This window comes from Metapseudomonas phytobenefica, assembly GCF_043392685.1.
Lineage (GTDB): Bacteria > Pseudomonadota > Gammaproteobacteria > Pseudomonadales > Pseudomonadaceae > Metapseudomonas.
On sequence record NZ_JBHZGM010000010.1, the window covers coordinates 1 to 22,772 of the forward strand.

12 protein-coding genes and 2 pseudogenes are annotated in these 22,772 nt (G+C 65.1%); 6 read left to right on the forward strand and 8 right to left on the reverse strand.

The features are described from left to right. Window positions 1–217 (reverse strand): annotated as a pseudogene (locus tag ACFW0B_RS10630) (phosphogluconate dehydratase); the annotation flags it as partial. A 52-nt stretch (window positions 218–269) separates the two neighbouring features. Beyond that, the gene (gene gntR / locus ACFW0B_RS10635; protein ID WP_449147877.1) at window positions 270–1,301 is read right to left on the reverse strand and encodes an HTH-type transcriptional regulator GntR; all 1,032 of its coding nucleotides are present in this window, start codon (window positions 1,299–1,301) and stop codon (window positions 270–272) included. A 211-nt stretch (window positions 1,302–1,512) separates the two neighbouring features. On the opposite strand from gntR, the gene ACFW0B_RS10640 reads away from it, so the two are divergent. The 3 genes and pseudogenes from ACFW0B_RS10640 to ACFW0B_RS10650 all read left to right on the forward strand — a co-directional run. Next, window positions 1,513–2,034, forward strand: coding sequence for a gluconokinase (locus ACFW0B_RS10640; RefSeq protein ID WP_449147878.1), 522 nt, complete (start codon window positions 1,513–1,515; stop codon window positions 2,032–2,034). A 78-nt stretch (window positions 2,035–2,112) separates the two neighbouring features. Then, complete coding sequence (locus ACFW0B_RS10645) at window positions 2,113–3,465, forward strand: GntP family permease (protein WP_449147879.1); 1,353 nt, start codon at window positions 2,113–2,115, stop codon at window positions 3,463–3,465. Window positions 3,466–3,492: 27 nt separating this feature from the next. Then, window positions 3,493–3,600 (forward strand): annotated as a pseudogene (locus ACFW0B_RS10650) (MFS transporter); the annotation flags it as partial. An 83-nt stretch (window positions 3,601–3,683) separates the two neighbouring features. On the opposite strand, the gene ACFW0B_RS10655 reads toward ACFW0B_RS10650, so the two are convergent. From ACFW0B_RS10655 to ACFW0B_RS10675, 5 genes are all read right to left on the reverse strand, one after another. Next, a complete protein-coding gene (locus ACFW0B_RS10655; RefSeq protein WP_449147880.1) occupies window positions 3,684–4,871 on the reverse strand; it encodes an HlyD family efflux transporter periplasmic adaptor subunit in 1,188 nt (395 codons plus the stop codon). After that, the gene (locus tag ACFW0B_RS10660) at window positions 4,861–7,032 is read right to left on the reverse strand and encodes a type I secretion system permease/ATPase (RefSeq protein ID WP_449147881.1); all 2,172 of its coding nucleotides are present in this window, start codon (window positions 7,030–7,032) and stop codon (window positions 4,861–4,863) included. The genes ACFW0B_RS10655 and ACFW0B_RS10660 overlap by 11 nt, the downstream gene beginning before the upstream one ends. Continuing rightward, window positions 7,022–8,299: a TolC family protein gene (locus ACFW0B_RS10665; RefSeq protein WP_449147882.1), complete on the reverse strand. Its 1,278-nt coding sequence runs from the start codon at window positions 8,297–8,299 to the stop codon at window positions 7,022–7,024. Before ACFW0B_RS10665 ends, ACFW0B_RS10660 begins: the two co-directional genes overlap by 11 nt. Continuing rightward, complete coding sequence (locus ACFW0B_RS10670) at window positions 8,299–14,970, reverse strand: Ig-like domain-containing protein (protein ID WP_449147883.1); 6,672 nt, start codon at window positions 14,968–14,970, stop codon at window positions 8,299–8,301. Before ACFW0B_RS10670 ends, ACFW0B_RS10665 begins: the two co-directional genes overlap by 1 nt. 1,140 nt (window positions 14,971–16,110) lie before the next feature. Continuing rightward, window positions 16,111–17,457 carry an MFS transporter gene (locus ACFW0B_RS10675; RefSeq protein ID WP_449147884.1) on the reverse strand — a complete coding sequence of 449 codons (1,347 nt, stop codon included), beginning with the start codon at window positions 17,455–17,457 and terminating at the stop codon, window positions 16,111–16,113. A gap of 318 nt (window positions 17,458–17,775) precedes the next feature. Between ACFW0B_RS10675 and ACFW0B_RS10680 the strand changes: the two genes are divergently transcribed. After that, a complete protein-coding gene (locus tag ACFW0B_RS10680; protein WP_449147885.1) occupies window positions 17,776–19,212 on the forward strand; it encodes an aldehyde dehydrogenase family protein in 1,437 nt (478 codons plus the stop codon). Window positions 19,213–19,368: 156 nt separating this feature from the next. On the opposite strand, the gene ACFW0B_RS10685 is transcribed toward ACFW0B_RS10680, so the two are convergent. Next, entirely contained in the window at window positions 19,369–20,652 is a 1,284-nt protein-coding gene (locus ACFW0B_RS10685; protein WP_449147886.1) for an OprD family porin, read from the reverse strand. Window positions 20,653–20,813: 161 nt separating this feature from the next. Here ACFW0B_RS10685 and gcvA point away from each other — a divergent pair, with 161 nt between their 5' ends. Continuing rightward, window positions 20,814–21,719, forward strand: coding sequence for a transcriptional regulator GcvA (gene gcvA / locus ACFW0B_RS10690; protein WP_449147887.1), 906 nt, complete (start codon window positions 20,814–20,816; stop codon window positions 21,717–21,719). A 120-nt stretch (window positions 21,720–21,839) separates the two neighbouring features. Continuing rightward, window positions 21,840–22,730, forward strand: a complete 891-nt coding sequence (locus tag ACFW0B_RS10695) for an NAD(P)-dependent oxidoreductase (RefSeq protein ID WP_449147888.1) — start codon at window positions 21,840–21,842, stop codon at window positions 22,728–22,730. Window positions 22,731–22,772 lie beyond the last annotated feature (42 nt).

Sequence of the window (22,772 nt, forward strand, 5' to 3'; positions counted from 1 at the left end):
CAGTGACGATGGCCACGTTGGCCGCATCCATCAGGCGCAGGCGCTGCTTGTCGCCGCCCCCGCAGCCGGCCACCCCGTGGGCGAAGTTGGCGCACTGCAGCTTGCCGCGCTGGGGCCCGTCGCTGGCCGCCTTGTGGATCATCGCCAGGTAGCGCTCGCGGGTGGCGCGGCTACGCTCCACCAGGCGCTCGGTAACTTCAAGGACGCGGGGATGCATGGATTCGACTCCAGGAGCTGAATGGATGGGGACGCATGACAGCGATTGCGGATCAGGTGCTTTCACGAACCATCAGCTCGAAGCCCATGTCCTGAACCGGTTCCTCGACCACCTTGCCGGCGATCAAGGCGAGTATCTGCTCCGCCGCGCGGCGGCCGATGGCCTCTCGCGGCGTACGGATGCTGCTCAGGCGCGGCACCATGAAGGCCGAACTGGGCAGGTCGTTGAAACCGAGTACCGCCACCTGTTCGGGGATCTTCACGCCCAGGCGCATGGCCTCCAGCAAGGCTCCCTGGGCCAGGTCGTCGTTGCCGAAGAAAATGCCGTCGATCTGCGGGTGACTGGTCAGCAACTGAGTGAACAGCTCGCCGCCCAGCCCCACCGACGACGGGCGCGGCGTCAGCAGCTCCAGGCTCGGGTCGTACAGCCCGGCTTTCTGCAGCACGCGGCGGAAACCTTCACCGCGCAGCAAGGTGCGCTGGTCGAGCTGCGCGCCGACGAAAGCCAGGCGCTTGCGCCCACGCGACAGCAGGTGTTCGGCGGCAGTGGCGCCGGCATGCAACTGTGAAAAGCCCACGCAGTGCAGCCCCGACCCGCTGTCCAGGTCCATCATGTAGACGCAGGGCACGCCGCTGGCCTCGATCATCCGCCGCGAACTTTCCGTCCGCTCGAAGCCGGTCAGCAGCATGCCGCGCGGCTGGTAGGCGAGGTAATTGCGGATCAGGTCCTCTTCCTCGTCACGGGAGTAGTGGAAGTTGCCGATCAGCACTTCCAGACCCTTGGGGTGCAGCACACCGTGAATGGCTTCAAGGGTATCGACGAACAACTGGTTCGACAGCGAGGGCACCAGCACCACCACGGACTGGCTCTGCGCGGACGCCAGGGCGCGCGCCGCGGGGTTGGCCACATAGCCCAGTTCGCGAGCGGCATCGCGGACCTTCTGCGCCAATTCCTCGGCCACCGTGGTAACGCCGCGCAGCGCCCGGGAGGCGGTGATCGGACTCACACCAGCGCGCTGCGCCACTTCGTTGAGGGTCGGCCGTCCCGTCGTGCGGGCATTCTTTTCGTTGTTGGCGGATGTCATAGGGCTGCTTGTCAAACAAAAAATCTGACATTAAGGTAGCGCTGTCTCGACGATTCGGCAATTGCCTGAATGCACCTGACGCCGAAACGGCTCGAGAACGCCCCTCCGGCAGTAGCGGAAGTCCACAAAAATGACAAGATGCGGCGAAACAGCCTGCTTTACATTGGCCTCAGCCAGAAAAGACAGCGCTATCTCAACACTGAGGTTCCCCATGATTCAACCCATCAACGCGCTCGTGATCATGGGCGTCTGCGGCTGCGGCAAGTCCAGCGTCGCCCAGGCGCTATGCGAACGCAGTGGCGCGACCGCCATCGAAGGTGACGCTTTCCACCCCGCGGAGAACATCCGCAAGATGAGCGCCGGAATCCCCCTCTCCGACCAGGACCGCGCCGGCTGGCTGAACCGCCTGAGCGACGAATTGCGCCAGGCCGTGGAAGCCGGGCAACGCCCCGTGCTGACCTGCTCGGCCCTGAAGCTGAGCTACCGGGAACGTCTGCGCGACGCAGTCCCCGGCCTCGGCTTCGTATTCCTGGAACTGACCCCCGAGGTCGCCGCCCAGCGCGTTACCCACCGGCCGGGCCACTTCATGCCCGCGACCCTGATCGACAGCCAGTTCGAAGCCCTCGAACCGCCCCTCGGTGAACCCCTGACCCTGGCCCTGGATGCCACCCGCGACGTTTCCCAATTGGCCGAAGACGCCCATCGATGGTGGCTCGACCATACTCCGGCCTGATCGGCCAAACGCTTGCGTCACAAAGATAGCGCTGTCTCTAAAGCGCCATGCACAACAACGACAATATGAGACATCCCAATGCTCGCCATCTCCCATGACACCTTCCTGCTGCTGGACGCGGTGGTCACCATCCTTGGCCTGATCGTCCTCATCACCCGTTTCAAGCTGCATCCCTTCGTCGCACTGATCATCGCGGCCGGCTTCCTCGGCCTGACCTCCGGCATGCCGGTGGAGAAAGTCGTCAAATCCTTCCAGGAAGGGTTCGGCAACGTCCTCGGTTTTGTCGGCGTGATCCTGGCGCTGGGCACCATGCTCGGCAAGTTGATGGCCGAATCCGGCGGTGCCGACCAGATCGCCCGCACGCTGATCCAGGCCTTCGGCAAGGAACGCGTGCAGTGGTCGATGATGCTCGCCGCCTTCCTGGTGGGCATCCCGCTGTTCTTCGAGATCGGTTTCGTCCTGCTGATTCCCCTGGTGTTCATCGTCGCGCGGCGCACCGGGGTGTCCCTGATCAAGATCGGCATCCCGCTGCTCGCCGGCCTCTCGGTGGTCCACGGCCTCGTTCCGCCGCACCCCGGCCCGCTGCTGGCGATCGGCGTGTTCGGCGCGGATATCGGCAAGACCATCCTCTACGGACTGATCGTCGCCCTGCCCACCGCCATCATCGCCGGCCCGCTGTTCGGCAGCTTCATCGCCCGCCGCATCCCCGGCACCCCTTCGCCGGAACTGGTGGAACAACTGGCCCATGAACCCGAAGCCAGCACCCTGCCCAGCTTCGGCGTGACCTTGCTCACCGTGCTGCTGCCGGTGTTCCTGATGCTGCTCAAGACCTTCGCCGACGTCGTGCTCGACGAAGGGCACATGATCCGCGCCTGGCTGGACATGATCGGCCACCCCATCACCGCCCTGCTGCTGGCCCTGCTACTGGCGCTCCACACCTTCGGCCGCGCGCGCGGGTTCACCTCCCGGCAGCTACTGAAGCTGCTGGACGAGAGCCTCGCGCCCACCGCTGCCATCGTCCTGATCATCGGCGCGGGCGGTGGCTTCAAGCAGATGCTGGTCGCCAGCGGCGTGGGTGACGTCATCGGCCACCTGGCGGTGCAGGCACAAATCTCCCCGATCCTCCTGGCCTGGCTGGTGGCCGCCGTGATCCGCATCGCCACCGGCTCGGCCACCGTCGCCACCATTACCGGTGCCGGCATCGTGGTGCCCGTGATCGAGATGATCCCCGGGGTCAACCGCGAACTGCTGGTGCTCGCCACCGGCGCCGGCTCGCTGATCCTCTCCCACGTGAACGACGCCGGTTTCTGGCTGGTGAAGCAGTACTTCAACATGACCGTTGCCGAAACCTTCAAGACCTGGACCGCCATGGAAACCATCCTGTCGGTGGTGGGCCTGGTGTTCATCCTGCTGCTCTCGCTGGTGGTCTGAGGCCACGGCCCCGAGGGCCGGAGCAAGTCCCCCCGGAGCCCGCTGCACAATGCCATTTTCCGCTGGCTGTGGCTGGCCAGCGTCGCCTCCGAAATCGGTACCTGGATGTACGAGGTAGGTGGCCGCTGGTTGATGGCCCGGCCAGTGTTCGACTGACCTGGCCGGCGAACGCTGCCCCGAAACACCGCGGCGCCGAGGTTTCCGTCGGCGCCGTTCACTCAGTAGAGACGGGCCTTGATGAGGGGCCGCAGCAGGTAGTTGAGGACGCTGCGCTTGCCACTGAGGATATCCACCTCGGCGACCATGCCGGGAATGATCGGCAGCACCTCCTCGCCGCGCTTCAGCTGGCTGCCGTCTGTGCGGATCAGCACCTGGTAGTAGGACTCCTTGCCATGGGGCGTATCTTCCTCGATGGTGTCGGCGCTGATCTGCTCCAGGGTGCCCTTGAGGTCGCCGTAGATACTGAAGTCATAGGCGGTGATCTTCACCTTGGCCGGCATGCCCGGCACCAGGAACGCCACGTCGCGCGGCTTGATCTTCGCCTCTACCAACAGGCGGTCTTCCACCGGGATCACTTCCATGATCGCCTCGCCGGGCTGGATCACCCCGCCGCGGGTGTTGATCAGCACTGTGTTGACCCGTCCACGCACCGGCGAAAGGATCTCGGTGCGGCGCAATTGGTCCTGGCGCTGCTGGACGATCGGCTCCAGGGCGCTGAGGTCGGCCTTGCGCTGCGAGCGCTCGGTGTAGGCGTCCTGGAAGTAGGTGCTCTTGAGCTCGGTCAGTTTGCCGTTGAGGGCGGCGATGTCCTGGCTCAGTTTCAGCGCTTCCATCTGGCTTACCGCGCGCTTGGCCACCAACGGGCGGACCAGTTCGAGCTGGCTCCTGGCCAGGCGGATCTGCTTCTGGATCGCCTCGCTGCCCTCCAGCAACTTGTCCCGCCGCGATTTGAACAGCTCGCGCTCGGAACGCGCCAAGGCCCCCTCCGGATCGATATCCGGCGGGAACTCGATGGCCGACTTGCCCAACACCTCGGCATCCAGCCGGGCGATGGCCGCTCGCAGCACGGTGGCCTGATTGGCCGATTCCTGGAAGTTGGTGAGGAAGTGGGTGTCATCGAGACGCACCAGCGGCTGCCCGACCTCCACCAGGTCGCCCTCCTTCACCAGCAGCTGGTCGAGAATCCCCCCTTCCAGGCTCTGGATCTTCTGGATGCGGCTGAACGGCACTACCCGCCCGTCGCCGCGAGTCACCTCGTCGAGCTGCGCCCAGGCGGCCCAGATGACGAACAGCACCACGCTACCGAGGAGGGTCCAGAGCAGAGGGCGGTAAACCGGGTGGGTGGTGGCCAGCAAGGGATCGTCCAGTTGCCGTCGCAGTTGCGCGGACTTGCCTTCAGAGCCCATGGCTACCTCCTTCGGCCGCCTGCGGCGCCTGTACCTGGTTGCCCAGCACCACCTGGTTCAACGGGCCATCCATGATCACCTGGCCGTTGCGCAGCACCACCGCCCGCTCCACCAGCGCCAGCATGCTTTTCTTGTGGGTGGTGATGATCAGGGTGCGCTTGCCCAGCCACTGTTGCAGGTAATTGATGACCTGTTTCTCGCTGTTCTGGTCGAAGGCCGCGGTCGGCTCGTCGAGCAGCAGGATCGGCGGGTCCTGCAACAGTACCCGGGCCAGCCCCACTGCCTGGCGCTGGCCGCCGGACAGGCTGGAATTGCCCTGGATCGGCATGTCCAGGCCCAGCGGGTGGGCGCGAACGAAAGTGCCCAAGCCGATTCCATCGAGGGTTTCCAGCAAATCCTCGTCGCTCAGCGCGGCGTTCTGCAGATTGAGGTTTTCACGCAGGGTGCCGTAGAACAGCGCCACTTCCTGCGGCAGGTAGCCGATACCGCGCTGGCGGTCGGCCGGGTCGATCTGGCTGAGGTTGAGGTCGTCCAGCAGCAGGCGGCCGGACTGCGCGTCGATCAGGCCGCTGAGCAGGCGCAGCAGGGTCGACTTACCGGCGCCGTTGCCCCCGAGCAGGGCCACCCGCTCGCCCGCCTGGATGTTCAGCGCCTGCACGTCCACCACCGGCGGGCTGTCACCATGCGCCAGGCGCAATGCCTCCAGGCGGTAATGGCCATGGAGACGCTCCCGGTGCGCGAAGCGCTTGCCCTGGGGGCGCTCCTGTTCGGCCGACATCAATTGATCGAGGCCTTCCAGCGCCACCTTGGTGTGCTGCCAACGGCCGAGGATCGTGGCCACCTGGGACAGCGGCGCAATGGCCCGCGAGGCAAGTATCGAACAGGCGACCAGGGCACCGACGGTCATCGCGCCGTCGCTGATCCGATAGACGCCGAACACCACCACACCGACGTAGCACAGCTGCTGGACGATGCTCGCCGAGTAGCTGAGGATCGACGCCAGGGCGTGGGTCTTCATCGCATTGCCGGCAAGTTCGCTGGTGAGGGTTTCCCAATGCTGCAGGCAACGGCCTTCGGCGCGTGAGGCCTTGACCGTCTCCAGATGCTCGAAAGCCTCCAGCAGCACGCTGTTCTTCATCGCCCCTTCACGCAGGTTCTGCCGTGACAGATGACCCAGCAGGCGCTGGGTGAGCAACCCCGGCAAGACCATCAGCACGCACGCCAACAGTGGAACCCAGACCACATGGCCGCCGATCACGGCGATGACCAGCAGGAAGATCGCCACGAATGGCAGATCGCTGATCAACGCCGCGCTGGACGAGGTAAAGAACTCGCGGACCGACTCGAACTCGCGGACCTGCGTGCTGAAGGCCCCCATCGACGCCGGTTTGGCGCTGATCCGGGTACTCAGTACCCGGGAAAACAGCAGGCTCGACAGCTGCAGGTCGAGGCGCTTGCCCAGCACGTTGAGCAGGTGCCCGCGCATGATCCGCAACACCCCATCGACGACGATGGCCAAGGCCACGCCGCTGGCGAGGATCCACAGGGTGTCGAAGGCCGCGTTGGGGACCACGCGGTCGTACACCTGCATGGCGAACAACGCCGATGCAACGGCCAGGACGTTCGCCACCAGGGCCGCGGCCGTGACTTCCGCATAGGAGCGCCAGAGCCGCTTCAGCGGTCCGAAGAACCAGTGTTCCGGCAAGCTGCCGGCATAGTCGCCGACTCGCCCGTCGGAGCGATAGCGGCACTTGGCGAACACCGCCGTGCCGCTGTAACTCGCCTCCAGATCGGCAAGCGCCAGGCGCTGGCTACCGCCGTTGCTCTGCGGCACCAACACCTCGAACCGGTCACCGTCGACGCCGACCAGGACCAGAGTCTGCCCATCCTCCAGCAGCAACAGGGCCGGCAGCAGATAGGCATCCATCTGCCGCAACGGAAATTCCGCGACCCTGGCAGTGATGTCGGCGCGACGCAGTGCACGGGCGACCAGTTGCAGCGGCAACCGTCCGTGCTCCAGGGGCATGCCGTCGACCAGCTCGCCGTCGCCCAGCGGGCGCCCGAGTTGCCGGCATAGCAACAACAAGCCCTGACGCAACGGGTCAGGCACCGTGTCGTGGTTCAGCGCCACGACATTATCCGGGGATTGTTCAACTTCCATGATTCAGACGGTTCTCCAATAGTGCCCCCAACAGGCCGACCTGAGCGGCGGCCCGATACTCGATGCGCTTGCGCTCGATCCGCAGGTTGATCAACTGCCGTTCGGCCTCGAAACGCTCCCGCTGGACGTTGAGCAGATCGATCACATCGCGCCGGCCGACCTCGAACTGCTCGCGGTACAGCTCGCCGACCTGCTGCGACTCGCTCACCTGCTGACTCAGCGACTGCTCCCGCCAGCCCAGGGTTTCGCTGTTGTCGAACAGGGTCTGCAGTTTCCGGCGGATGTCACGTTGCATCGCATCGGCCGTCCATTTCGCCGACTCCAGGCGCTGTTGCGCGGCTGTGGGCCGCTGGAAGTTGGAAAGCCCCTGGAAGGTGTCCATGCGCAGCCGCAACGACACCATCGAATCACTTTCCGGATGCCCGCCGACCTCCCGGCGCAGCGCGCTGGCCTCCAGGTTCAGTTGCGGCAGCAGAGACGCCTTGGCTTCGCGGACTTCCGCCTCGGCGGCGTTGGCGTCCTCCAGCGCCTTGCGCTGCAGCGGCGATTCGCGGATCACCTGCGCCACGTCGCTGGCAGCCAGGAAACGCTGCAGCGACATCGGCTCGGGCTCCACCAGGTCGCTGGGCGCCTGGCCGACCAGGATCGCGTACTGGTTGCGCGCGTCCTGCAGGTTGCCCTTCTCCAGCGACAGCTGCTCCTGGGCCCGCGACAGCTCCAGATTGGCGCGATCCAGCTCGCTGCGATCGGCATAGCCGTCGCCGCCACGCGCCAGGGTCATCTCGCGGATGCCGTCCAGGCGCTGGATGTGCGCGCGCACCGCCTCCACCCGGCGCTCCGAGGCGAGCACGTCGAGATAGGTCTCGACGATATCCAGCGCCGCGTCGTCGCGCGCCACCAGCACCGCTTCGGACAGCTTGCGCTGGGTCGCGCTGGCGCTATCGACCTTGCTCGTCACCCGCCCCCAGTCGTACAGCATCTGCGACACGGAGAGGTCGTAGACGACCTCGCCAAAATCGAACTCCTGCGGCCCCCCGGACATCGTGACGGAGGGGTAGTAACCTCCCTTGGCCATTTCCACCTCGGTGCCGGCTCGCTCCGCTTCGGCCAGCGCGGAACGGACTTCGGGGTGGATTGCCAGCCCTGCCCTGACCGCCTGGTCGAGGGGCATGGCCGACGTGAACATCGGCAGCCCCAGGGTAAGGAGCCAGATGGCTCCCCTCCCGCAGCGCCGTCCCTTGCGCACGTACTGCCTACGCCCGCGCATCAGACCACGACCTGTACCGTGTTGTCCTCGATCAGCAGGGTGGTACTGCCGAAGGTGTAGACGTCATAGCTAATGCCGTTGATCAGTTGCGTGGTCCCGGTGTTCACCGCACCCACCACGTTCAGCGTGTCGTTGTTTTCACCGGTGATCTGCAAGGTGTTGTTGGCATCGGTGATGGCATCCACCTCCGCCGCCGTCAGGGTCAGCACGCTACCCGAGTCGCCTGTGCCGAGGTCAATGCGCTCGATATTGCTGAGCGTGCCGACGCCGACGGCGTTGTAGTCGAGGTCGATGCCGTTGGCCAGGACCAGGGTGTCGAACCCGGCGCCGCCATCGATGCTGACGAAATCGGTCGCGGTGATCTGGAGGGTGTCGTTGCCGTTGCCGGCCACCACATGATCGCCGGTGCCGACGTTGAAGATCAGGTCGCTGCCGTCGCCGCCGTTGAAGTGCTCCGAACTGCCGTTGACGCCGGACAGCACGTCGTCGCCGGAAGTACCGTTGACGTCGATCTGGCCGATGTTGAGCGACAGTCCGTTGGGGCTCAGGGTGATCCCGTAGGCGGCGCTGTCATTGCCGTTGGTGTCGGTGGCGACGAGGTTGAACGAGATCTGCGAGCCGAGATTGAGGATGTCGGTGATGTTCAACCCCAACTGGGTGAGGATGGTCGGGCTCAGCAGGTTCAGCGAGAAGTTTCCGGACGAGTCCGCCTGGATCGGCAGCAATTCGACGTTCAACGCCGGGGTGATGACCCGGATCACCACGCTGGAGTCGGGCTCGGTGGTGCCGCTGAAACCGAATCGCGGGTTCAGCGGGTTGAGGCTGACGTCGAGGCCGAAGTTACCGATGGTCACTGGCTGCTCGATGCTGGTGCCAACGCCGATACTCGCCACGTTGCTTGGGTTGCCGGCCAGGTCCTCGCCGACCACCGAAACCTGGGCGTTCAGCAGTTGGTCCCAGGTGAAGTCGATGTCCAGGTCGGTGAGCAGGTTCAGCGAGGCCAGACCGCTGTTGTCGGCTGTAGCCGTGACGGTGGCGGTCACCCCGCCAACGTCGACGGTGACCGTCAGCTCGGTGCCCGGCTCCGCCGAGATGGTCAGGATGTTACCGACCAGGGACAGTACCGGGGTCGCCGGCGGGATGGTGTCGATGGTGAACGGCACCGGGGTCGACGCGGTGCCCCCATTGATGTCGGCAGTGACGGTCGAGGCGCCCTCCGGGAACGGGCCCATGCCGCCGGGAGGCGTCAGGGTCAGGGTCAGGTTGCCGGCGGCGATGTCGCCGGCGGTGAGGGTATGGCTGACCTCGGCCTCGTAGCCGTTCTGCCCGGCGAACTTGACTGTGACCACCTGGCCGACCTGCATGGTCGGACGCACAGTGACGTCGACCTGGATGCCGTCACCGATCTCCGCGTCGTTGATCCAGGTATCGGCGGCTTCCGGCACGCTGATGGTCGGCGGCGCCAGGTCCGGCGCGTTGATGGTGGCCGGCCCGCTGACGTTGCCGGCGCCGTCGACGGCGACCCCGGCGATCAGCTCGCCGGTGATCAGCGGCGGCGCGAACGGCAAGCTGAAGTTGCCGGCGCCGTCGACGTTGACCGTGATCGGGTTGGCAGTGTCGCCGTTGACCACGATGCGCACCTGACTGTTCGGCTCGGCGACGCCGGTCAGCAGCGCGCCATCGGCACTGATGCTCAGCAGAGGAGCGGACGGCGCCACCGAGTCCACCGTGGTGCTGGCCGGGCCGCTGGTGTTGCCGGCGGCGTCCTGGGCCACCGCGTTGACCACCGTGCCGTTAGCCAGCGGTGTGCCGGGGGTGAATGTCCAGTTACCGCTGCCGTCGGCGGTGGTCTCGCCGATCGGGTTACCGTTGCCGTCGGTGAGAACCACCTTGGCGCCGACCTCGGCGGTACCGCTGATCACGCTACCGTTGCTGGCGTTGATCACCGGCGTGGCCGGAGCCACCGAGTCCACCGTGGTGCTGGCCGGACCACTAGTGTTGCCGGCGGCGTCCTGGGCCACGGCATTGACCACCGTGCCGTTGGCCAGCGGCGTGCCGGGGGTGAACGTCCAGTTGCCGCTGCCGTCGGCGAGGGTCTGGCCGATCGGGTTGCCGCCGCCATCGGTGAGGATCACGGTCGCGCCGGCTTCGGCGGTACCGCTTATCTCGGTGCCGTTGCTCGGCTCGATCGCCGGCGCCGCCGGGGCCACGCCATCCACCGTGATCACCGCCGGCGCGCTATCGACGTTGCTTGGGCTGCGCGCCACCACGTTGACCACGGTGCCGTCCGGCAGCGGGATGCCCGGGGTGAACGACCAGTTGCCGCTGCCGTCTGCAGTGACCTGGCCGATCGGGTTGCCGCTGCCATCGGTGATGATGATGGTGTTGCCCGCATCGGCGGTTCCGCTGATCACCGAGCCGTTGCTCGGGTCGACCAGCGGGATCGACGGCAGCGAGGAATCCACCGTAGTGGTAGCGGGAGGGCTGGTATTGCCAGCGGCGTCGGTCGCGGTCACGTTGACCACGGTGCCATCGGGCAATTGCGAGCCGGGCGTGAAAGTCCAGTTGCCGCTGCCGTCGGCGGTGGTCTGGCCGATCGGGTTGCCGTTGCCGTCGGTCAAGGTCACGGTGCTGCCCGGCTCGGCGGTACCGGTGAGCTGGTTGCCGTTGCTCGGATTGACCACTGGCGTGTTCGGCGCCACCGCGTCCACGGTAGTGCTGCCCTGAGGGCCGGTGTTGCCGGCCGGGTCCTGGGCCACGGCATTGACCACCGTGCCGTTGGCCAGCGGGGTGCTCGGGGTGAACGTCCAGTCGCCGCTGCCGTCGGCCGTGGTTTCGCCGATCGGGTTGCCGCTGCCGTCGGTGAGGGTCACGGTGCTGCCCGGCTCGGCGGTGCCGCTGATGGTGGTGCCGTTGCTCGGATCGATCACCGGCGCGGCGGGCGCCACCGAATCCACGGTGATGCTGGCCGGTGCGCTGGTATTGCCGGTCGGATCGGTGGCCGTGGCGTTGACCACCGTGCCATCAGGCAGCGGCGTACCCGGGGTGAAGCTCCAGTTGCCACTGCCGTCGGCAGTGACCTGGCCGATGGGGTTGCCGCTGCCATCGGTCAGGGTCACGGTGCTGCCCGGTTCGGCGGTGCCGCTGATAGTCGTGCCGTTGCTCGGGTTGATCACCGGTGCCGGCGGCGCGCTGGCGTCGACAGTCACCGTTGCCGGCGGGCTGCTGTTGCCGGTGGCGTCCTGGGCCACCACGTTGACCACCGTGCCGTCCGCCAGCGGAGTGCCCGGGGTGAAGCTCCAGTTGCCGCTGCCATCAGCGGTGGTTTCGCCAATGGGATTGCCGCTGCCGTCGGTCAGGGTCACGGTGCTGCCCGGCTCGGCGGTGCCAGTGAGGCTACTGCCATTGCTCAGATTCACGGTCGGCGTGGCCGGCGCGATGGCGTCCACGGTGGTGCTGCCCTGGCCGCTGGTGTTGCCGGCCAGGTCGGTGGCGGTGGCGTTGACCACGGTACCGTCCGCCAGCGGAGTGCCTGGGGTAAAGCTCCAGTTGCCGCTGCCATCGACGGTGGTTTCGCCAATGGGATTGCCGCTGCCATCGGTCAGGGTCACGGTGCTGCCCGGCTCGGCGGTGCCGCTGATGGTGGTGCCGTTGCTCGGATCGATCACCGGCGCGGCGGGCGCCACCGAATCCACGGTGATGCTGGCCGGTGCGCTGGTATTGCCGGTCGGATCGGTGGCCGTGGCGTTGACCACCGTGCCATCAGGCAGCGGCGTACCCGGGGTGAAGCTCCAGTTGCCACTGCCGTCGGCAGTGACCTGGCCGATGGGGTTGCCGCTGCCATCGGTCAGGGTCACGGTGCTGCCCGGTTCGGCGGTGCCGCTGATAGTCGTGCCGTTGCTCGGGTTGATCACCGGTGCCGGCGGCGCGCTGGCGTCGACAGTCACCGTTGCCGGCGGGCTGCTGTTGCCGGTGGCGTCCTGGGCCACCACGTTGACCACCGTGCCGTCCGCCAGCGGAGTGCCCGGGGTGAAGCTCCAGTTGCCGCTGCCATCAGCGGTGGTTTCGCCAATGGGATTGCCGCTGCCGTCGGTCAGGGTCACGGTGCTGCCCGGCTCGGCGGTGCCAGTGAGGCTACTGCCATTGCTCAGATTCACGGTCGGCGTGGCCGGCGCGATGGCGTCCACGGTGGTGCTGCCCTGGCCGCTGGTGTTGCCGGCCAGGTCGGTGGCGGTGGCGTTGACCACGGTACCGTCCGCCAGCGGAGTGCCTGGGGTAAAGCTCCAGTTGCCGCTGCCATCGACGGTGGTTTCGCCAATGGGATTGCCGCTGCCATCGGTCAGGGTCACGGTGCTGCCCGGCTCGGCAGTGCCGCTGATCTCGGTGCCATTGCTCGGGTCGAGCACCGGCGCGGCGGGCGCCACGGCATCCACGGTGGTGCTGGCAGGCGGGCTGCTATTGCCGGCGGCGTCTTGCGCCACCACGTTGACCACGGTGCCGTCGGGCAGTGGAGAAGACGGTGTGTAGTTCCAGTTGCCGCTGCCGTCTGCGGTGGTTTCGCCGATGGTGTTGCCGCTGCCGTCGGTAAGGGTCACGGTGCTGCCCGGCTCAGCAGTACCGCTGAGGCTGCTGCCATCACTTGGGTTGACCACCGGCACAGCGGGCGCCACGGCATCCACGGTGGTGCTGGCTGGGCCGCTGGTATTGCCAGCCGGGTCAGTCGCGCTAGCGTTGACCACGGTGCCGTCGGGCAGTGGAGAAGACGGTGTGTAGTTCCAGTTGCCGCTGCCGTCTGCGGTGGTTTCGCCGATGGTGTTGCCGCTGCCGTCGGTAAGGGTCACGGTGCTGCCCGGCTCGGCGGTGCCGCTGATCTCGCTGCCGTTGCTCGGATTGACCACGGGCACAGCGGGCGCCACGGCATCCACGGTGGTGCTGGCTGGGCCGCTGGTATTGCCAGCCGGATCAGTGGCCGTGGCGTTGACCACCGTGCCGTCAGGCAGCGGAGTGCCCGGGGTGAAGCTCCAGTTGCCGCTGCCATCTGCGGTGGTTTCGCCGATGGGGTTGCCGCTGCCATCAGTCAGGGTCACGGTGCTGCCCGGCTCGGCGGTACCGCTGATGGTGGTGCCGTTGCTCGGATCGATCACCGGCGCGGCGGGCGCCACACCATCGATGGTTGTGCTGGCAGGCGGGCTGCTATTGCCGGCGGCGTCTTGCGCCACCACGTTGACCACAGTGCCGTCGGGCAGTTGACTGTCCGGGGTGTACGACCAGTTGCCGTTGGCGTCAGCAGTGGTCTGGCCGATCGGATTGCCGTTGCCATCGGAAATCACGATGGTAACGCCGGCCTCGGCAGTACCGCTGATCTCGCTGCCATTGCTCGCGTTGACCTGCGGCGCATCGGGGAAATCGGGAGCTACGGCGGTAACCGGCGGGCTGCTGTTGCCAGCCGGGTCGGTCACTACCACGGAAATCGTCTCGCCATTGGTCAGCGGCGGCTCCAGCGGTACCTGGAAGCTGCCGTCAGGACCGGCCACCACGCTGGCGTCCGGCTGACCGTCGCCGTTGGTGTCCACGCCCACGGTGGCGCCCGGTTCGGCATTGCCGCTAACGCTGCTGCCATCAGGCGCGACCTGGAGATTGCCAGCCGGCGCCGGCGCGGTGGTATCCGGTGCACCGATCTGAGTTGGCGGGCTGCTGTTGCCAGCCGGGTCGGTCACTACCACGGAAATCGTCTCGCCATTGGTCAGCGGCGGCTCCAGCGGCACCTGGAAGCTGCCGTCAGGACCGGCCACCACGCTCACGTCCGGCTGACCGTCGCCGTTGGTGTCTACGCCCACCGTGGCGCCCGGTTCGGCATTGCCGCTAACGCTGCTGCCATCAGGCGCGACCTGGAGATTGCCAGCCGGCGCCGGCGCGGTGGTATCCGGTGCACCGATCTGCGTTGGCGGGCTGCTGTTGCCAGCCGGGTCGGTCACTACCACGGAAATCGTCTCACCATTGGTCAGCGGCGGCTCCAGCGGCACCTGGAAGCTGCCGTCGGGACCGGCCACCACGCTCACGTCCGGCTGACCGTCGCCGTTGGTGTCTACGCCCACCGTGGCGCCCGGTTCGGCATTGCCGGTGAGGATGCTGCCATCCGGAGAAATCTGCAGACCGCTGGCTGCCGCTGGCGCAGTGGTGTCCGACGAACCACCGCCACTGCTACCGCCACCCCCGCCGCTGCTGTTGGAAATCGCGATGCCGCCGCCGATGACCGCCGCGCCAATCAGCAATGCGGTGCCGGCGCCCAACTCCCCGAAGGAAACACCTGCATCGGTGAGTGACTCGAATCCAGCCAGGCTTTCCTGGGGCACATAGCCCGCCACCAGCGGTCCATCGGCAGCCACCGGAGGCAGATCGACGGCCACCAACTTGTCTCCGTCAACCAGGAACAACTGGCTGGCAGGCTGCCCCTCGGCGTAGAAGTTGGCGATGCGAATGCTCTCGCCAGACTTCATCTGCACAATCAGATCAGAACCACTTTTCGAGAAGCCCGTCACACTTTCCGGAGCGATATTCAGCACGACATTACTGCTCTGGGAGAGTGTCAGGATTCCATTGGCGGGGATATCGACGGGAGCGGCAGAAGTAACACTGTGGGCGAGGGGAGACACCTTGGCCTGGATCGACATATTTGACAGTCCTCTTGTCATCGAACGAACGAGCGGTTGCAGCTGTTTTTTTCCAGAAATAGCAGGTTTTACACAAAACTCCAGGCAACCCTTATATATGCCCGCAGAGAACTACGAAACCTGCACAGCGCCAGATATCAATGGCCATTACCGCGGGCGCATCATCTCTAATGCTCACCCCAGGAAACACGGGAAGTTGAGACCAACCTCACTCGGCAGAATGACGAAATATTGACAACAAGAATTGAGAAGAGCTTGAGCAAAGAGAAGAACAACTGAATATTGACACCCTGGCTCGACAAGCCTCCCTTGATACCGGGGCCAGGTATGCGCCCTTGCAGAACGCTTGCGATCCAGTCAGCCCTCCTGAACGGGCATGATCCATGTGCCTGCTTGAAGGACGTGCCAATGAAGGCCAGCGCACGGGCCGAACTGTTGCCGCACAACTGGACACTCGCCGGAAAGATGTAATGCCAGCCCGCTTGGATCACTGCGGATAAACAATGACCTCTACAAGCTGACCAGCTTCATAAACAGGTCAAATCAGTCCGGATCAAGACCATCAATGGTTTTTCGATATTTCCTGCCCCATTGTTACATGATTGGATAATCGGAGCCCCTGCAATGCCACAGCGTCGAACCAAAATTTATTAGCGATGAAACTTGTGTATATCGCACAGTGCAAGTAATGGACCAGTTTTATTTATACAAAAAGCCCGCAGCGGAATTTAATCGATACATCAGCATCAGACTCTTCCCTTGAAGTACGGGATGGCAAACCTGATTGAAGCATATCGGCACAGCCCCTGCGCTGGCGCTACGTCGAGCGAGCCTTCCTGATGTCCTCTCTTGCAATGAGTCCGCCCTCACTATCGAAAAGCTCTTCCACTTCTGGAAAGTATTGGTGGTGAATTCGCCGCTGCGTTGCAAACCGCAGTTCCATAGCTCGGATTAAATCCGGAGAAAGTCCCACCGCCGCACTCTGGCTTTCATCCGGGATACGGTTTGTCAGTTCGCTTCGCTCGGCACCACCCCATGTTTCCCCTGCGGATTCCCGGTTCCCAGAAATAAAAAACGCAGCACCTGCCAGAACGAAAAGACCGAACCCAGGGGTTCGGTCTTTTCGCTTCAGGAAGTGGCTCAACGCAACGGCTGGCCCTTCATTTCCGGCATGCGGACGTAGACCACCAGGCTGACCAGGCTCACCGCCATGAGGTAGAGCCAGAACAGGTGCCCGTAACCGGCTCCCGACATGGCAGTCATGATGTAGGGCGAAGTGCCGCCGAACAGGGTGACCGACAGCGCATAGGGCAAGGCGATGCCGGTGACGCGTACTTCCGCCGGGAACTGTTCGGCCATGGTCACGGCCGAGGCGGCGCCGAAGCCGGTCATGATCACCATCGAAACGGTCTGCAGCAGCGCCACCTCTGCCAGGCTGATGCCCTGGTAAAGCAGGCCGAAACTTGGCCAGGCCCAGAGAATGGAGGCGGCGGCGAAGCCGATCAGCAGCGGGCGGCGACCGATGCGATCGGCCAGCATGCCGGCGAAGGGCATCAGCAGCAACGACACGGCCACGGCGATCACCCCGGCCAGCAACGTCTCGCGTATGGACATGCCGGTGACCAGGTGGACCTGGGACGGGTAGCTCACCATCCACACATAGTTCAGCAGGTTGCCGGCCATGGCGACGCCGATCACCCGCAGCACGTCCTTGCGGTGGGTGGTGAAGATGTCGCGGATCGGGCGCTTCTCGACAGGCTTCTTCGCCACGCGAGACTTGAACACATCGGTTTCCTTCACCGACAGGCGAATCCACAGGGTGAGCACACCCATCGCCGCGGCGATGATGAACGCCACGCGCCAGCCCCAGTCTTCCAACGCGGTATCGCTGCCGACCGAGGCCAGCACGAAGCCCAGCAGGAAGGACACCAGGGTGCCGGCATTGATCGCGAACCACTGCCAGGAACCGGCAAAGGCACGACGATTGGACGGCGCCGATTCGATCAGGAAGGCCGAGGCGGAGCCGAATTCACCTCCGGCAGAAAAGCCTTGGGTCAGGCGCGCGAGGACCAGGATGATCGGCGCCGCGATGCCGATGCTTTCATAGTTGGGGCAGATGCCGATCACCAGCGACGCCAGCGACATCAGCAGGATGGAAAGAGCCAGGCCCTTCTTGCGGCCGTAGCGGTCGGCGAACACGCCGAGCACCGCGCCGCCGATGGGGCGCATCAGGAAGCCCACGGCAAACACCGCCAGCACCGAGAGCAGCGCGGTGAGGCTGTTTCCGGCCGGAAAGAACTGCTTGGCGAGGATGGAGGAAAAGGTCGCGTAGATCACCCAGTCGGTGTACTCGACTATGGTGCCGAGGGTCGCAGCCACAATGGCTTTCTTCTCGGTTCCGGTCAGCTTTCGGCCGCCAGCGGCCGCCGTTGCGGTGACCGTCATTTCAGGCATGGATTCACCAATCGCACTATTGTCGTAGTTCATTGCGTCGCTCCCGTGAGCACACTTTTTGTTGTTGATCGCCCGAGGGCGTTCTCTTCTGGCTGAGGAGCAAGATGCAGCGCCGCGAGGGCTGCAGTGAAGCGAGATTTCCTCCCTGTTCAAGTGAGAAAAAGTCAAGCCAAAACCCAGCAGCGATGCGCGGCCCAGGCACCAGTATGATTGAGTTTTTTTCAAGCGTAGGAAGCCGAAAATTCCTTTGAAGTCAGCGCTCCGAACACCGAACCTGCCCCCATGTCCGGGTCGACGAACAAGAATTTCACCCACACATGACCCGGGCCATGAACTGAGGAGACTCGAAGCATGTTCCTGAAAGTTGAGAGCTACGTCGGTGGCCGTTTCCTGGTACCGGCCGAAGGCCGCTACGTCGACAAGCTCGACCCGCGCACCGGCGAGAAACTGGGCGAAGTCGCCAACAGCAGCGCCGAGCAGGTCGACCTGGCCATCCAGTCCGCCGAGGACGCGCTGCCTGCCTGGCGCGACTTGCGGCCAGCCGAACGCGGCCGCATCCTGCTGGAGCTGGCGCGTATCGTGCGCCACAGCGAAGAGCGCCTGGGCGCCCTGGAAAGTGCCGAAACCGGCAAGCCCGGCCACGAGATGGCGACCCTGATGGACCTCACTGCCCAGTACTTCGAGTTCTATGCCGGCCTGGTCAACGTCATGGACGGCGAGGTGATCAACCAGGGCCCCAACTACCACGTCTATACCCGTCGCGACCCCTTCGGCGTGATCGGCGCCATCCTGCCCTGGAACGCCCCGCTGCATCAGGCCGCCCGAGCCATCGCTCCGGCGCTGGCCACCGGCAATACCGTGGTCGCCAAACCCTCCGAACACACCTCTGCATCACTGGTGGAACTGGCCCGCATCGCCGTGGAAGAAGCCGGCCTGCCTGCCGGCGTGTTCAACGTGATCGTCGGCAAGGGCAGCATCATCGGCCCGGCGATGGCGCGCAATCCGCTGATGCGCAAGATTTCCTTCACTGGCGGCATCACCGCCGGCCAGGAACTGGGCCGCATCGCCGCCGAACGCATCCTGCCGCTGACCCTGGAGCTGGGCGGCAAGTCGGCCAATATCGTCTTCGACGACGCCGACCTCGACGCCGCTGCCAGGGGCGCCACCCGCGCCTTTACCTGGAACAGCGGCCAGTGGTGCTGTGCCGGCACCCGCCTGCTGGTGCAGGAGAACATCCACGACCGCTTCGTCGACAAGTTGCTGGCACAGGTTGCCGTCCTGCGCGTCGGTCCGGAGTTCGACGCCACCTCCGGCCCCATCACCACCCGGGCGCAGTTCGAGAAGATCCAGAGCTACTTCGAGATAGCCGAGCGCGAAGGCCTGAAGCCCGCCATCGGCGGCAAGGTGGCCAGCGGTGAGCACCTGGGCAACGGCTGGTACATCGAACCGACCGTCTACACCGGCGTGAACAACGACATGACCCTGGCCAGGGAAGAAATCTTCGGCCCCATCCTTTGCGTCATCCCCTTCAAGGACGAAGCCGATGCCTTGCGCATCGCCAACGATAGCGAGTTCGGCCTCGGCGCCGGTATCTGGAGCCGCGATATCGGACGCGTGCACCGCATGGCCGCCAGCCTGGATGCGGGGCGCATCGTGGTCAACGAGTACAGTGGCGGCTTCGTGCAGACGCCGTGTGGTGGCTTCAAGCAGAGCGGCTATGGCCGCGAGCAGGGCATCGACGCCCTCTCCCACTACACCCAGTTGAAGTCGGTGATCATCCGGCTCTGATGCCGGCTCCAAAGCAAAACCCCGCCGCGTGCGGGGTTTTGTTTGGGCCTGATGCAATCAGCGTGGGCCGAAGCCCACCAGGCTGCAGGAGCCGATTTCGCAGGATGGGTTGAGCTTGCGCACCCCATCACCTCGTCGCGATGGGCTCCTCTGCCGTCACCAGAGCGGCACCGTGTAGGTAACGATCAAGCGGTTCTCGTCGATGTCCGGCCCGAAGTTGCTGCGCACCGTCGCGTTGCGCCACTTGAGGCCGAGATTCTTCAGCCGTCCATCCTGCACCACATAAGCGATATCGATATCGCGCTCCCACTCCTTGCCCGCCTCCGGCCGCCCGTTCACATCCACGCTATCGCCCGACAGATAGCGAGTCATGAAGGTCAGGCCGGGAACGCCCAGCGCGGCAAAATCGAAGTCGTATCGCGCTTGCCAGGAACGCTCGTCCTCGTTGCCGAAATCATTGATCTGCACCAGATTCACCAGGTAGCCATCGGCGCCATTGACGTAGGCGAAGCCGGTGTCGCCGGACATGCGCTGGTAGCCAACACCGAAGGCCTGAGGTCCCAGCTTGTAGGTGAACATGGCGCCCAGGGCGCGGTTGTCGACGTTGCTGCCGCCGTCGTCATCGCTGCGCGCCCAGCGCAGGTCGGACTTGATGGACCCGGCATCGCCCAGGTCCAGCAGATGGCCAAGGGTGAAGTAGTGCTGGCGGTAGATGCCGTCCAGCGCTCCGTAGTGGTAGCTGCTGGTCAGGGCCGGGCTCCATTTGTAGGTGGCCCCGGCGAAGTCCAGGGCATCGCTGGCCTTGTGACGGCCGAGGACAATGTTGCGCGCGCCACCGGTGAACACCTGCATCTCCTCATTATCCGAAGAATTGCGCAGGTTCACCCGGTCCAGGCGTCCAAGGTCCAGGCTCAGGCCCTCCACCTCCGCGCTGTTCAGCCAGGTGCCCCGGAAGGTCTGCGGCAGCAGGCGCGAATCGTTGGACAGGGCGATGGGCAACTTGGGCTGCAAGGTGCCGGCCTTGAGCAGGCTATTGGAGGCCCGCAGCTTGGCGGTCAGCCCCAGCTCGCTGTACTCGTCCTGGGCACGATTGGGTTTCTCGCGATCGGCTTGCAGCAGGCCGGTGCCGGTTCGGTCCGGGCTGGAGTCGAGCTTCACCCCCAGCAGGCCGAGCGCATCCACGCCGAAGCCGAGCGGCCCTTCGGTGAAGCCCGACTCGTAGCGCAGCAGGAAGCCCTGGGCCCACTCCTCGGCCTTGTGCTGCATGGCGCCGTCCTGGCGGAAATCGCGATTGAAGTAGAAGTTGCGTAATTCCAGGCTGGCCCTGGAATCCTTGATGAAACCAGCGCTGGCGGTGCCACTGGTGGCGCCCAAGGTCAGGCCGAACAGCGCAAAGAGGGTCTGCGGACCAAAGCGATTGGCCCGGTTGGAAGTGGTCATGGAGCGGCTCTCTCTTGTTGTTGTGATACGTCCGGGCCGATGCTAGGAACCCGCCGGAGGCCGCGACAAACGATTAAAACAGGGCATTCGCTTGAGATTTACTCAATCAGAACTAGAGTAAGATTCCGCGCCTTTCCTGCTTCCAAGAAGAAGATCCGCCCATGGACAGACTGCCGCCGCTAAATGCCGTACGGGCCTTCGAAGCCGTCGCCCGGCACCTCAGCATCACCCTCGCCGCCGATGAGCTGAACGTCACCCCCGGCGCCGTCTCCCGGCAGATCCGTACGCTGGAGGAGTACATGGAGCAACCGCTGTTCCTCCGTGGGCACCGGCAGATCACCCTCACCCCGGCCGGCGAGCAGTACTTCAAGGCGGTGGCTCGGATCATCGAAGAACTGCGCAGTGCCACCGGCAAGCTCAAACGCCCGGCCAAGCGCCGGCAGATCAAGGTCCGCGCCTACACCACCTTCGCCATGCAGTGGCTGATTCCGCGCCTGGCCAGCTTCCACCAGGAAAACCCCAAGATCGAGGTACTGCTCACCGCGTCCCTGGACCCGGTGGACTTTCACAAGGACGACCTGGATGCCGCCATCCGCCTTGGTTCCGGCGACTGGCCCAACTGCAACTGTTACGTGCTCAGTGACAACGTGCTGGCCCCGGTGTGCAGCCCTGCCCTGCTCGACCTCGGGCCCGGCCTGCACGAGCCGGCGGATATCGCCGAATACACCATGCTGCATTCCATCGCGCGGCCGGATGACTGGAGCCACTGGCTGCAGGCGGCGGGCGTGGGCAGCGCGGTGGATGCCCGCGCCGGCATGACCTACCAGAGTTCATCCATGGCCTATGCGGCGGCGGCCGGCGGTCAGGGCATCGCCATCGCCCAACTGTTCCTGGTGGAGAAGGAGTTGCGCGAAGGCACCCTGGTGCGCCCCTTTCCGCAAACCGTGGACATGGGCGCCTACACCTATTACCTGCTCACCCCCAGGCACCGGCCGGAAAGCGAGGACATGGCCACCTTCCGCCAGTGGCTGCTGGAGCAGGCGCGACAGACCCGCCAGGCAGCTTGAGTTTTTCGCAACGTCCCACGGCCTAAAAGTGCTTTGTCCGGGTCGCTCGCAGGTTCCTAGGATGGCGGCTCTTCACCCCAACCGGAGGTGAAGACCATCCGTTGAACTGGAGCGACAAGAATGAACGACAGCATCGGTTTCATCGGCCTTGGCGCCATGGGCCAGAGAATGGCGCGACACCTGCTCGACCACGGCTTCGGCCTGGAACTCTTCGACACCAATCGACAGGCACTCGAACCCCTGCTGCGACGCGGTGCACGCCCTCACACCTCGCCACGGGCGGTGGCTGACGCAGCGCGGATCGTGCTGGTCTGTGTGCCGACGCCGGAAATAGTCGAACAGGTGGTACTGGGCGAAAACGGCGTGATCCATGGCGAGAGCGTGCGCGTGCTGGTGGACCATTCCACTACGGGTCCGAGCGTCGCCCGCCGCCTCGACCAGGCATTGCAGGCGCGCAGCATCGCCACCCTCGACGCGCCCCTGGCTGGCGGTGTCGCCGGTGCCGAAGCCGGCACCCTGTCGGTGATGGTGGGCGGCCCCGCCGAGGCCTATGCCCGCTGCCAGCCCGTGTTCGCCGCATACGGCCGCAAGGTGGTTCACCTGGGTGAAGCACCCGGCCTCGGCCAGAGCCTCAAGCTGGTGAACAACATGATCGTGGGAGCCACCCTGGTGGCCAGCAGCGAAGCGCTGCTGTTCGGCATCAAGGCTGGCCTGGAGCCGCGGCTGATGCTGGAAATCCTCAATGTAAGCACGGCACGCAGCTACACCAGTGAACAGATCCTCGCCGGCACGGTGCTCAAGCGCGAGTTCGACTTCGGCTTCCGTCTCGACCTGATGCGCAAGGATATCCGCCTGTTCCTGGCCGAGGCTGAAGCCAACGGAACGCCGGCCCTGACCTGCGCGGTGGTCAAGCAGCTCTTCGACCAGGCCATCAACAGCGGCGAGCCGACCCGGGACATGACCCATGTGGTGCAGGTGCTGGAAAGCCTGGCCGGGACAAGGATCGGATAAGGCAGAAAACGAAGCATCCCGGCGCATTGGCCGGGATGCTTC